The sequence below is a fragment of the Flavobacterium sp. genome, assembly GCF_046293665.1.
Lineage (GTDB): Bacteria > Bacteroidota > Bacteroidia > Flavobacteriales > Flavobacteriaceae > Flavobacterium.
In genome coordinates, this window is the sequence record NZ_JBKBOL010000001.1 from 384519 (window position 1) to 397398 (window position 12880).

9 protein-coding genes are annotated in these 12880 nt (G+C 35.5%); 2 read left to right on the forward strand and 7 right to left on the reverse strand.

Translation table 11 applies throughout. The features are described from left to right. Window positions 1-60: 60 nt before the first annotated feature. Window positions 61-1248: a phosphoglycerate kinase gene (locus ACK4R1_RS01725; protein ID WP_409682769.1), complete on the reverse strand. Its 1188-nt coding sequence runs from the start codon at window positions 1246-1248 to the stop codon at window positions 61-63. 232 nt (window positions 1249-1480) lie between these two features. Here ACK4R1_RS01725 and ACK4R1_RS01730 point away from each other — a divergent pair, with 232 nt between their 5' ends. Together ACK4R1_RS01730 and ACK4R1_RS01735 are read left to right on the forward strand one after the other, a co-directional pair. Further along, a complete protein-coding gene (locus ACK4R1_RS01730; protein ID WP_409682772.1) occupies window positions 1481-2629 on the forward strand; it encodes an ATP-binding protein in 1149 nt (382 codons plus the stop codon). 4 nt (window positions 2630-2633) lie between these two features. After that, entirely contained in the window at window positions 2634-3017 is a 384-nt protein-coding gene (locus tag ACK4R1_RS01735; protein WP_409682775.1) for a DoxX family protein, read from the forward strand. Here the strand turns inward: ACK4R1_RS01735 and ACK4R1_RS01740 are convergent. The 6 genes from ACK4R1_RS01740 to ACK4R1_RS01765 all read right to left on the reverse strand — a co-directional run bounded on the left by ACK4R1_RS01740 (window position 3009) and on the right by ACK4R1_RS01765 (window position 12784). After that, entirely contained in the window at window positions 3009-5282 is a 2274-nt protein-coding gene (locus ACK4R1_RS01740; RefSeq protein WP_409682778.1) for a helix-turn-helix domain-containing protein, read from the reverse strand. The genes ACK4R1_RS01735 and ACK4R1_RS01740 overlap by 9 nt on opposite strands. 107 nt (window positions 5283-5389) lie before the next feature. Then, entirely contained in the window at window positions 5390-5968 is a 579-nt protein-coding gene (locus ACK4R1_RS01745; protein WP_409682781.1) for an OmpH family outer membrane protein, read from the reverse strand. Between the two features lie 253 nt (window positions 5969-6221). After that, on the reverse strand, window positions 6222-7067 hold the full coding sequence (locus tag ACK4R1_RS01750; RefSeq protein ID WP_409682784.1) for a class I SAM-dependent methyltransferase: 846 nt from the start codon (window positions 7065-7067) through the stop codon (window positions 6222-6224). Window positions 7068-7121: 54 nt separating this feature from the next. Beyond that, window positions 7122-8993 carry a tRNA uridine-5-carboxymethylaminomethyl(34) synthesis enzyme MnmG gene (gene mnmG / locus ACK4R1_RS01755; RefSeq protein WP_409682787.1) on the reverse strand — a complete coding sequence of 624 codons (1872 nt, stop codon included), beginning with the start codon at window positions 8991-8993 and terminating at the stop codon, window positions 7122-7124. Between the two features lies 1 nt (window position 8994). After that, window positions 8995-9417, reverse strand: a complete 423-nt coding sequence (ybeY, locus tag ACK4R1_RS01760) for an rRNA maturation RNase YbeY (protein ID WP_409682790.1) — start codon at window positions 9415-9417, stop codon at window positions 8995-8997. Further along, complete coding sequence (locus ACK4R1_RS01765) at window positions 9410-12784, reverse strand: hypothetical protein (RefSeq protein ID WP_409682793.1); 3375 nt, start codon at window positions 12782-12784, stop codon at window positions 9410-9412. The genes ybeY and ACK4R1_RS01765 overlap by 8 nt, the downstream gene beginning before the upstream one ends. Window positions 12785-12880: the final 96 nt, after the last annotated feature.

The window sequence follows — 12880 nt, forward strand, 5'->3', positions numbered from 1 at the left end:
TATCTTGTTGTTAATTGTAATTAACAACGTAATTTATTGTTTTTTATTGTGTTGCAAATGTTAATTTAAAATGGCTGCAATTCCCGGTAAATCTCTTCCTTCTAACATTTCCAACATTGCGCCGCCGCCAGTGGAAACATAACTCATTTTATCCTCTAAGCCAAATTGTTTTACGGCTGCAACTGAATCTCCACCACCAACGAGTGAAAAAGCACCGTTCGCTGTTGACTCTGCAATATAATTTCCTAAAGTAATTGTTCCTTTAGCAAAATTTTCCATTTCAAAAACGCCTAATGGTCCGTTCCAAAGAATGGTTTTAGACTCCATAATTACTTTTTTGAAATTCTCCAACGATTTTGGCCCGGCGTCTAAACCTTGCCATCCATCCGGAATTTCGCGAACATCAACTACTTTTGTGTTAGCGTCATTTGAAAAAGCATCAGCGGCAATTACATCTACCGGAATATGAATTTGAACGTTTTTTTCTTTGGCCAAACGCAAAATTTCTAATGCCAAATCCTGCTTGTCGTCTTCACAAATCGAATCTCCGATTTTTCCACCTAAGGCTTTTACGAAAGTAAATGTCATTCCGCCACCTATAATCATGTGGTCAACTTTGTCTAGAATATTTTCAATCACCGTAATTTTAGAAGAAACTTTCGAACCACCAAGCACTGCAGTTACCGGTTTTACCGAATTATTCAACACGCGATTCAAACTCTCAATTTCTTTGGCCAGAAGCATGCCGAAACATTTGCTTGTTGGAAAAAACTTTGCAATTATTGTGGTTGAAGCGTGTGCTCTGTGGGCTGTTCCGAAAGCGTCATTTACATAAATATCACCTAATGAAGCTAATTCTTTAGCGAAATTCTCATCTCCGGCTTCTTCTTCCGCATAAAAACGAAGGTTTTCTAATAGTAAAACTTCTCCCTGTTTTAGATTTTTGGCTGCATTTGTCGCTATATCACCTCTGCAATCTTCTGCAAAAAGAACCTTAACTCCTAAAACTTCAGCTGTTTTTGCTACAATATGTCTTAACGAATATTGGTCTTGTTTTCCTTTAGGTCTTCCTAAATGTGACATCAAAATTACACTTCCACCATCGGCTAAAATCTTATCTATAGTTGGCTTTGCGGCTTCAATTCGGTTAGCATCTGTTACCTTAAAATTCTCGTCTAAAGGCACATTAAAATCAACTCTGATAATCGCTTTTTTGGCTTGGAAATTAAAATCTTGAAGTGTTTTCATCTAAAATTTAAGAGGTTATGATTCCTTGCAAATATAATAAAATTTAATTTCATCGGTTATTTTTGTGTGTTTGTCGATGATTTTTAAGAAAAAATTAAGTTGTAATTGATTTATTTTCAAACAAATAGTTTTTTTTCAGTGTTAACCTTACAGGAAGAAAGTCAGTCTAGATTTGATTGTGCCGGTTAAAGATTGCTTTTCTTTTAGCCAAAAATTTGCGCTATATTTGCTCATGCAGTTTTCAGAAATCCTCGGTCAGGAATACCTTAAAAACCATCTCGTTAAAAGTGCTTTGTCGGGAAGAATTCCGCATGCGCAGTTGTTCGTTGGTCCGGAAGGCAGTGGAACCTTGGCGATGGCTATTGCCTATGCGCAATTTGTTTTGTGCAATAATATTGGTACTGAAAACAATGGCGGGAATGAAAGTTGTAATTTGAAATTCCAATCGCTTTCGCATCCTGATTTGCATTTTGTTTATCCAAATGTTACTAATGAAGACGTAAAATCTAAACCTAAAAGCGCTGATTTCATTATGGATTGGCGTGAATTCGTTTTGCAAAATCCTTATGGAGGTTTATTTGATTGGTACAAACATTTGGGTGTTAAAAACAAACAAGGTGAGATTCGGGTTGAAGATGCTCAAGATATTCTGAAATCTCTGGCTTTAAAATCCTATGAAGGTGGTTATAAAGTGATGATTGTTTGGATGGTTGAAAAAATGAATATAGCCGCATCAAACAAATTATTAAAACTATTAGAAGAACCGCCTGAGAAAACCCTTTTTATCTTAATTTCAGAAAACGAGGAAGATATTATACAAACGATTCGTTCGCGTTGTCAAGTGTTACATTTCGGAGCTTTACCGGAAAGTGTAATTGTTGATGCTTTGATTTCTCGTGAAAATTTGGACCCGAAAACAGCCAGCAAAATTGCCCATCAAGCGCAAGGAAATTACAACAAAGCTTTGTATTTATTGAGCGAAGACAATGAAGATTTGCAATTCGAAAAATGGTTTGTAGATTGGGTTCGCGCAGCTTTCAGAGCCAAAGGAAATGCTTCCGCTATTCAAGATTTGATTGCTTGGAGTGAAGAAATTGCCAGTATTGGTCGTGAAGGTCAAAAGCAGTTTTTGAATTTCTGCATCGACATGTTTCGTCAAGCTTTATTGCTTAACTATCAGAATGAAAAATTAGTATATTTAGAGCCTAAAGTGGAGAATTTTACGCTCGAAAAATTTGCGCCTTTCGTCAGTGGCAATAACATCAATGACATTTTTAAAGAATTGTCGGATGCCATCTATCACATTGAACGCAACGGAAATGCCAAAATTATTTTAACCGATTTATCGATAAAACTTACCCGATTAATCCATAATAAATAAACCCATGAACAATACAGCTTCAATCTTAGTTTTGCTTTTTTTAGCGGTTACTTTTGTCCAATCTGCTTATGATAAAGTTTTTGAATGGCAAGGCAATGTAGAATGGCTTAAAGGTCATTTTGAAAAGACTATTTTAAAAAACAACGTGCCTTTTGCCTTGTTTATTATTTTAGTTTTAGAATTAATTGCCGGAATTTTTGCATTAGTTGGCTGTGTTGAATTGATGGTCAATGGCGGAAAAACATTTGGTTTTTATGCCGGTGTCTTTTCTTCAATTACCTTAATTTTATTATTGTTAGGCCAAAGATTAGCCAAAGATTACGATGGCGCCAGAACCATTGCTATTTATTTTGTGCCTGCAGTTTTAGCCGTTTGGTGGTTAAGTTAAACCACTTTTTCTTGCCGCTTGAAACATTTTTAATTCGTCCCAAGTAAATTGGTCGCCATATTGCTCTTTCAATCCGCTTAACGATTCTTCTTTAAAATCTTTGAAAACTTTGGCTAATGCTTGTATTTTATCTTCCGGCAAAACGTCATCGATTTTGATGGTTTGGGTTTCTATTAATTTGGCGATATGACTTCCTATGGTTTGAGGTGTTAATTTTCTGATAGCGGCAATTTCCTTGATGGAATTCTTTTGCAACCACAATTCATAAGTTTCTTGAACGGTTGATTTTTTGGGTTCTTTTGTTTTTTTCTTTTTAGAATACCTTTCCAAATCTTGCTCGTCTTCAATTAGCGTTACATTGACATTCTTGAATTCCTGTTTGATGGCTTCCAATTTTTTAACTTTATAAAAACGGATTTCATCTGAAGATAATTTTTCTTTGGAAATGGCTTCGCCTTTTACAAACGTTTCAATCAATAATTTGGCTTTCATCAAACGCAAAACAGCTTTGATTTGGAGTTCTTCTAACACCAATAATTCTTCGTAATAAGCTTTTGCTTTTTTGACCCGAATCACTTCTTCAATTTTCCACAGGATTTCATAAACTATGTTGTCCATTGGCAACAAAAAATAACTAAACGCGGCTTGAATTCTTTCGTTTATAAATTGAAAATCAGCATTTTCAGCAAACAACTTATTCAATTGCGAAATAAATTTTCTGGAAGGATCAATTAATTTCTCTAGTTCTTCGTTTTGTTTTTTAGCCCAAAGCGCTTGTTTTGATTTTGCTGAAAGGGTTGAATTTTCGTTATAACTGAATTGATGATTGCGCCATTCTTGCGCCAAATCGTTCCAATCAAAACTGTGAATCAAATAGTTATGAATAAAAGCTTTGGTTTCTTGTTGCAAAGTGTTATGAAGAATTTCTTCTGAAGCTTTGTTCAGCGAATAATCCATCACGTCTTGATCGTTTGAAATCCCATTCATTTGCAACGGAGAAAGCAAAATTAAGCCGTTTAACGAACGCAAACGCGAAAGTGCAACATAGGCTTGTCCGGGAAGAAAAACTTGCGAAACATCGAGCGCTGCTTTGTCAAATGTTAATCCTTGACTTTTGTGAACAGTGATTGCCCAAGCCAATTTAATGGGATAATGTACAAATGTTCCTAAAACTTCTTCGTCAATTTCCTTAGTGTTTTCATTTACTGTATATCGTATATTTTCCCATTCATATTTTTCGACTTCAATGGTTTTATTTTCATCGGGAAAATGAACAAGAATTTCTCTTTCGGAAAGCGATTTGACAATACCCATTTTTCCGTTAAAGAATTTTTTCTCGACCGATAAATCATTTTTGATGAACATGACTTGGGCACCAATTTTCAATTCTAATTCTTGTTCCAATGGATAAATTTTATCCGGAAAGTCTCCGGTAATTTCCGCGTTATATTTTCTGGAAATTCCTTCTAAATCAATAAGTGATTGAGAATTTATGCTGTCGGCTTTGGCGTTGTGCGTAGTTAAAATAATGTAGCCTTTGTTGGCTTTGAGATCAAAATCCGGTTTTACAAATTGGTTTAAAACTTGAATATCTTCCTTGGTGATTTTATTGTTTCGAAGATTGTTTAAAACTGAAATAAATGTATCATCGGTTTGGCGAAAAATGGTAGATAATTCGATGTATAATGGCGGATTTCTCTCGATTACGTGTGCGTGAAAGAAAAATTTTCCTTTGTAATATTTGCTAAGAGTTCGCCATTCTTCATCGCGTACAACCGGAGGAAGTTGAAGCAAATCGCCAATAAACAACACTTGAATACCACCAAAAGGGCGATTGTTTTTTCGAACGGATTGCATCATAAAATCCATAGCGTCTAATAAATCAGCGCGCAACATGCTGACTTCATCTATGATTAGCAATTCCATATTTCGAATCACTGCTTTTTTTAAGCCGCTCATTTTGAAATGTCTGCGCAAAGTTGAACGGCTTTCGAATTTAGAATTTTCTAAAAATTGGGGTGAAGAATTATCGGGTAAAAATCCACCAAAAGGCAGTTGAAACATGGAGTGAATGGTAACTCCGCCGGCATTTAGTGCCGCAATTCCGGTTGGTGCCACAACCACTGTGTTTTTATGAGTGGTTTGAATAATTTCTTTTAGAAGCGTTGTCTTTCCCGTACCGGCTTTTCCGGTAAGAAAAACAGAGCGATTGGTTTGGTTGATGAATTGCAAAACAAAGTTTGCTTCGGCTGTTACAGATTTCATGGCTTATAAGTTTTATCTGAACAAATTTAAACTATTGTATTTCAATAAACAAAAAAAATACGCCTCGAAATTAAGGCGTATTTTCATCTATACTTTTGAAAATGAGATTATTTCTTTTCTTCTTTCTTAGCTTCCGGTTTTTCTTCTTTTTTATCAGAAGACTTGTATTTATCGTTAATCATTTTAATGACATCATTAGTAATATCATAGCTGTCTTTGGCGTATAAAATAGATGGTGAAACATCACCTGATCCATAAATGTAATCGTATCCTTTTTCTTTTCCGTAATCCTTGATTACTTTTCTGTAGTTTTTTACTAAAGAATCCATTTCAACTCCGCTTTCATCTTGAAGTTGTCTTAGCATCGCTTGTTGTGCATAGCTCAACTCTTGCTCTCTTTGTTGTAATTCGGCGCCTTTTTGTTGTGCCCAAACTTGTCCGTTTGCTTGAGCATTTTTTTGAAAATTGGCTGCTTCCGACTTAAAACGATTTACTTCAACTTCTAATTGGCTACCCATTACTTTAGACTTGTCTTTGTATTTCTCGCCGATATCTTTAGCCTCGATTGATTCCTCCATTAATTTTGACGTATCAATATAGGCGGTTTTAAATTCTTTAGTTTCAGTGGTTTTATTGCAGGAAATTATGGAAATGGCCAATGCAAAAAGTAAAACTGTTTTTTTCATTATTAAATGTGATTTGATAAATTTATTTTCGATTCCAAAAGTATAAAATAAAAGGCAATAATCTTACCCTAAAAAAACCACCATGTTAATGCAATTACGTCTTATAAGGTTTAATTATTGTTTAAACAAAAGCGATAACAAAGAATTATTGTTTTTGGGCTTAAATAAAGCGATTTAAGAAGTCTTCTCTGTTTTGGCGGCAAAGATGTCTTTTCAATGCTTTTTGATTAAATAGCGCTCATTTATATGGGTTTTATTGGTTTTTTATGATGTAAATATGGGATGAATACTCTTTTGTTTTGTTTCCGCTGATATTTGACTTCCATCCGACAAAAAAGGCTCTAATAAAATTCATTTTCCCGGATTTGTATTTTTCAGAAAGTAAACTCACATAAAAGCTGTCAAATTTCATGGGCAAGACTTCAACCAATTTCATTTCTTTTTCTCCAAATAATTTTTCGATAGTCGTTTTAGAAAAATGCCAAATATGTCTTGGCACATCAAAAGCAGCCCAATGTCTTCCGTAGAAATTGGCGTCAAAAGATTTAAAATTGGGAACGGCTATAACAATGGTTCCTGATGGTTTAATCAATCTTTTCAATTCTGAAATGTACTCGTCCAAATTGGGAACGTGTTCTAGAACATGCCACATGGTGATGATATCAAATGAGTTACTTTCTAAAGCTGATAAACTTTCAGCAAGAGTTACTCCCTTATTAAGGGCAATTCCTTTGGCTTTTGTACTTGGTTCGATACCGGTAATTTGCCAACCGTCATTTTTGGCTACTACTAAAAAATCTCCGGTTCCGGCGCCAATGTCTAAAAGTTTTCCTTTTGGCGATTGAGCGTTGATCAATTTCAGCTTGTTTTTGAGTGCAATTCCTTTGATAAAATGATACGCTCTTTCAAACAATGAGCGCTTACCATCGGTATGTGAAATATAGTCCTCGCTTTCATAATAGCTTGGCAACTTATCTAGACTTGGCTTTGGAAAAGTAATTAAGAGATCATATTCCGGATTGTGGTGCAATTCAAAAACTTCTTTGGAAACGGAATAATCTTTGACTTTTTGAAAAAAAATATTGTTTTGAAAACTCATATAAGGCTGTATTGGTAAGGCTTGGCAAACTTAGTTTCACGTGGAACGTTTAAACTATCTTCCCATATAAATTAATAAAACTGAAATATCGGCAGGTGAAACACCACTAATTCTGGATGCTTGTGAAATAGTCACGGGACGAATGTTGCTTAGCTTTTGCTTTGCTTCAATTGACATCGATTTGATTTTGTTATAATCGAAATTCTCTGGGATTTTAATATCTTCCAATCGGATAAGCTTTTCAGCGTTGTTTCTTTCCTTCTCGATATAACCCGAATACTTCACTTGAATTTCAGCTTGCTCGATTATTTCTTTGTCTAAATCATTTTCTTGAATGTACTTTTGAACTTTATCAAATTTTAAAATATCTTCTAATTCAATTTGCGGACGAGAAAAGACTTTAAACATCTTATCCGATTGATTCATTGGCGCACTTTCTTTATCGACTAAAATTGGATTGGCTTCTTCTTGTGTGACACTCGTTTCTTTGAAGAAGTTTACCATTTTTTCACTTTCATTGAACTTGTGTTCCATTCTTCTCATTCTTTTTTCAGAAGCTAAACCAATTTCAAAAGACTTTGGTGTCAACCTGAAATCCGCATTATCCTGACGCAACAAAGTTCTGTATTCTGCACGAGAAGTAAACATACGATAAGGCTCTTCAGTTCCTTTAGTGATTAAATCGTCTATTAAAACACCTATATAAGCCTCGTCACGACGAAGAATCATTGGTTCCATTTCTTTTACTTTCAAAGCGGCATTTATACCGGCCATCATACCTTGAGATGCGGCTTCTTCATATCCGGTAGTCCCGTTGATTTGCCCAGCAAAATACAAACCTTCAACCAGCTTAGTTTCTAGCGTATGCTTTAATTGAGTTGGTGGAAAATAATCGTATTCAATCGCATAACCCGGTCGGAAAAACTTAACCTTTTCAAATCCTTCTACAGAACGCAATGCTTTAAACTGAATGTCTTCCGGCAAAGAAGTGGAAAATCCGTTTACATAAACTTCTACAGTATTCCAACCTTCCGGTTCTACGAAAAGTTGGTGTCTTTCTTTGTCAGCAAAACGGTTAATCTTGTCTTCAATCGAAGGACAATATCTAGGTCCGATACTTTTGATTCGACCATTAAACATTGGCGAACGATCGAAACCTTCCCGTAAAATGTTATGCACTTCATTCGAAGTATAGGTCATGTGACACAATTTCTGATGCGTCAATGGTTTGGTTTCATCCGAATACGAAAATTTATCCGGAATCAAATCTCCGGGTTCTTCGCGCATTTTGGAATAATCTAAAGAACGTCCGTCAACTCGCGGCGGCGTACCTGTTTTCATTCTTCCTGCTTCGAAACCAACCTTGATTAAATCATCAGTAATTCCATAAGCGGCACTTTCTCCGGCTCTTCCTCCGCCAAATTGTTTATCGCCAATATGAATCAATCCGTTTAAGAAAGTTCCATTGGTTAAGACAACTGTTTTAGCTTTGATTTCTATTCCCAAAGACGTAACAATACCCTCAATCTTATTATTCTTAATCAAAAGCCCTTTAACCATTTCTTGGTAAAAATCGAGATTGTCTGTTTGTTCTAACATCAAACGCCATTCTTCCGCAAAACGCATTCTGTCACTTTGTACTCGTGGCGACCACATGGCCGGACCTTTTGATTTGTTCAACATTTTAAATTGCACCGCAGTCTTATCCGAAATAATTCCTGAGTAACCGCCAAGCGCATCAATCTCGCGAACGATTTGACCTTTGGCTATTCCGCCCATAGCAGGATTACATGACATTTGTGCAATGTTCTGCAAGCTCATGGTAACCAATAAAGTTTTACAACCTAAATTGGCTGATGCCGCTGCGGCTTCGCAACCTGCGTGACCCGCTCCTACTACTATGGTGTCGTACTTCTCTAAAAACATTTTAACTTTGTTTCACGTGGAACATCTTCATTTTCTCTTCTTCCTTTTCGCGCATTAGTTGTTCGTCCTCTTCAGACTTGTCTTTGTATCCGCAATAATGCAAAATGCCATGAACCATAACTCGTTTTAATTCATCTTCAAAAGTAACTTGAAAATCTTCAGCATTTTCACGAACTCTTTCTATAGAAATAAAAACATCTCCGTGTAGTTCGTTTCCTATAGAATAATCGAAGCTAATGATGTCCGTTAACGTGTCGTGATCTAGGTATTGTTGGTTAATTTCCAATAAGTAATCATCATCACAGAAGATATAATTAATGTCGCCTTCGTTCTTTAATTCAGAGCTAATGACTTTGGAAAGCCAATCAGCATAAAGCGTTTCATGGTCTAATTTGAAATCTGATTCGTAGTTGAAACTAATCATTTTTTTTAAAGTATTCTTGAACCTTTTGGTTAAAATTGGAGCGCAAAGGTAAGCTTTGTCTATTTAAAATTTCTATACTATTCAAATATTCTTGTAACTTGCTCGGAAGTGCATTAGCTTGATTGTTAAATTCTTTCTTATTGGTTTCCGATTGACGCTTCTTATCTTCGCCTTGTTGTTGGATTGCTTTTTCTAACTTCAACAATTCATATTTTACATTAAGTATCTTCTGAAGTGTTTCATTGTTAAATCCTTTATTCAACAATTGTTTCTCGATTTGTTTCATTTGGTCCAATGTGTTTTGACCATTGCCGCCAACACCTTGTTTCTTTAATTCTTTTTCTAAAGCTTCTCTCAATTGCTGTTGTTCTTTATAAATTTCCATTATAGCTTTAGCATCACCTTCTCCGTCTTGGCCTTGTTCACCACCTTTTTCATTACCTTGACTTTGACCGGATTTACCGCCTTTCTGACCTTGACCATCTTTACTTCCTGGTTGGCCTTCTCCTGGCTTTTCTCCTTCTTTACCGTCTTGTCCTTCACCGGGTTTTTCGCCTTTCTTCATTCCTTTTTTCATCTTCTCACCAAGTCCATCTTGTTTCTTGATAATATCCGGTAATTGCATTCCGCCACCTTGTCCTTTTCCGGGTTTTGGCTTGCCTTGCCCTTGGCCTTCCATTTGCATCTGCATTTGCATGCCGTTGAGAATATCGCTTAACATATCGGCTAATTTATTGGCTGAAGAAACTGCATACTGTTGGTGTGAATTGCCCTTTGGTACATTGGCTTCAGCCAAATTCTCTAAAGCTTTATCCACATTATACTGAACATTTCCAATCTCTTTAGTGACATCTTCAGCAATCTTAGGATTACGAAGTGACATTGCAAACAGGCTGTCATCAACATGTTTGAATTGTTGCTTTAAATCTTGCTGAATTTTTAAATTTTTATTGAAAGATGGCGCACCACGTTTCAAATTTTTAAATTGTTTCATCACATCTTCTTGCGAGAATGAATAAGCCAAAAGGTTGTCTAAAATTTGTCGCAACATCGCAACATCTTCTTCCATTTGTTCCATGTCGCCCGATTGCATTTGTTCAGCCATTTGTTGGCTCATTTGTTTCATTTTTTTGGCGGCACTTTTTTGTTTTGGCTTTGCCTTATCTTTTTGCTGTTTTTGTAATTGGTCTTTCGCATTTTTTAGATCTTCATCGATACTTTTCTCTTTTTCATCAGTGTTAGGTAAATCCATAGGAGATTTCAATTCCTTATTCTCTTTGTCAAGCTCCTTTAATTCTTCTTGAAGTTTGTCAAATTCCTTGTTGATGTCTTCTTGTTTATCAACATTATTTTCCTCGGTTTTATCAGCCAATTTATCTTGTTTTTCAGCCAGCTTGTCAAGTTTATCAGCAATTTGTTCGGCTTTTTTTTCTATATAATAACGTTTGGTCAATTCTACCAATTGTTCCAAGCTCTTGGTCTGATTTTTGCTGGCTTGTTGGAATTTCTCCATCTTTTGAAACAACTCTTCTTTACTAATCTTCTCGTTTAGTTTTTGAAGTTCGTCTAAAAGCTTTTTGTTCTTTTCTAATTCTTCCTTGGTTTTCTCTAAACGTTCTTGCAACAACTCTTTCTTCTCGTCTTTCTTCTCGGTTTTGAATTGCTCTAAGTTATCTTTCATTTTCTCCGAGAACTCTTTCATCATTTCGTCTTGTTGCTTTTGACGTTGGATAAAGTCGTTTACTTTCTGTTGCTCTTTATAATCGAGATTGTCCTTCTCTTTACCCATTTTTTGCAACTTCTCCATTTCGGATAATTGTTTGTCTTGGGCTTTTAAAGATTTAGCTAATGAATTGATGTTGTCATTTTGCTGCTGTAACATTTCATCTTGCTTCTCTGTTTCGGTTGCAATGCGATTACTGAATACAGAAGATTTAGTGCTTTTGTAATTGTGAATCGCATCGTTATCAAAAATCTCAAAGTAATACTCATACGAAACGCCTTCTTCTACCGGAAGATTACTTGGAAAAGAAAACACAAACTGGTCGTAAACATCTTTCTTAACGTTTATAAGTGCCTTTTTAGCAATATTTGGCGTCTCTTTTGGATAATAGACAATTTGAAGTTTAGAAAGTCCGTAATCATCCGAAACTTGTCCGAGAACATAATTTTTATTCACTTTTAAACTATCCGGAGCATTATTAACAGAAATCGTTGGAAATTGATCTTTGATAACAGAAATCTGATAATTCAATTTCTCATAATTCTGAACCTTAGAATTAGAGGTCAAGATCTGATAATCGGTGTTTTGAAGGATGCTTTTAGATAACGAAAAGGTATTTTCACTCTTGATAAAAGCAAAACGATTACTGGCATTGACCCAATCTACTTTTTGGGTCGCCAAAGTATTCATTCTCCAAGTAACTCTTGTTCCTTCGGGAATGATAGCGTTTCCGGTTCCTTTGATGACTTCTGATTTCTTATTTAAATAACCCGGGAAATCTAAGACCATTTCGAAATTCGCTATTGACGGAACGGTTACGACTTTCAACTCATAATCTTTCGAAGAAACGTCATTGGCTTCTATGTGAAACTCTAAATCTTCAGAAGGTTTCGGTATCACAAACTGGAATTCTCCGGCTTTGTTGCTTTCCATGAAATAACTTTCTTCACCAATAAAAATCATCGCATTCTCTGGAAATACTTTACCGACTGTTTTCACTTTTAATAAAAAGTCTTTGTCTTGTTCGGTTTGCAGATTATCATTCACCAAAACAAATTCGAATGGCGCCGGCGGTAAAAACTGTTGTTTAAAGTTCACCACACGGTTCAAGCTTTGAGACAAAATATCACCTTTGCCTGAAATCAAGAAAAACAAGAAGAACAAAATCGGGATAACCGCTAAGGGTAAATATTTTTTGTTTTTGCCCAAATTAATGGCGTTGCCAAAAGGAATAGGCTGTAAAGTATTGGCTTTTTGTTCAATCGACGCTAATAATAGTTCCGATTTATTTTGGTCTTGTGATAACTGTAAAAAGTTGGTCAGCTTATCGCCTACTTCATTAAAATGGCTTCCAATGATGTTTGACGCTTGGTTATAATCGATTCCTTTTTGGAGTTTGAACAATTTGAACAGCGGAAATAATATAAATCGCAACAACAGAAACAATTCCACCAAAATAAAAACCGCAAACAAAATCGTTCTGGCGGTTGGTTTCAGCCAAAGAAAATATTCCACAAAGAGTGTGAAAATAAAATACAACAATCCTAAGCCGACGAAGAATATCGTTCCGCGCAGTAATTCATTGGTATAAAACTTTCGAATAAAGTCTTCTAACTTTTGATAAATAAGGGTTGATTTTTCCACTTTTTAGCCCATCTTTTTTATAACCGATAAATGTACAATTTTTGGCGAATAACCAACGTTAAAAATTTGCCAATGAAAAAAGGGCTGAAAATGAAC

Excerpts from the sequence above, each read along its gene's own strand:
- ACK4R1_RS01730 (WP_409682772.1), top strand. The coding sequence starts at position 1,481 with ATGCAGTTTTCAGAAATCCTCGGTCAGGAATACCTTAAAAACCATCTC.
- ACK4R1_RS01725 (WP_409682769.1), bottom strand. The coding sequence starts at position 1,248 with ATGAAAACACTTCAAGATTTTAATTTCCAAGCCAAAAAAGCGATTATC.
- ACK4R1_RS01735 (WP_409682775.1), top strand. The coding sequence starts at position 2,634 with ATGAACAATACAGCTTCAATCTTAGTTTTGCTTTTTTTAGCGGTTACT.
- ACK4R1_RS01750 (WP_409682784.1), bottom strand. The coding sequence starts at position 7,067 with ATGAGTTTTCAAAACAATATTTTTTTTCAAAAAGTCAAAGATTATTCC.
- ACK4R1_RS01745 (WP_409682781.1), bottom strand. The coding sequence starts at position 5,968 with ATGAAAAAAACAGTTTTACTTTTTGCATTGGCCATTTCCATAATTTCC.
- ACK4R1_RS01740 (WP_409682778.1), bottom strand. The coding sequence starts at position 5,282 with ATGAAATCTGTAACAGCCGAAGCAAACTTTGTTTTGCAATTCATCAAC.
- mnmG (WP_409682787.1), bottom strand. The coding sequence starts at position 8,993 with ATGTTTTTAGAGAAGTACGACACCATAGTAGTAGGAGCGGGTCACGCA.
- ybeY (WP_409682790.1), bottom strand. The coding sequence starts at position 9,417 with ATGATTAGTTTCAACTACGAATCAGATTTCAAATTAGACCATGAAACG.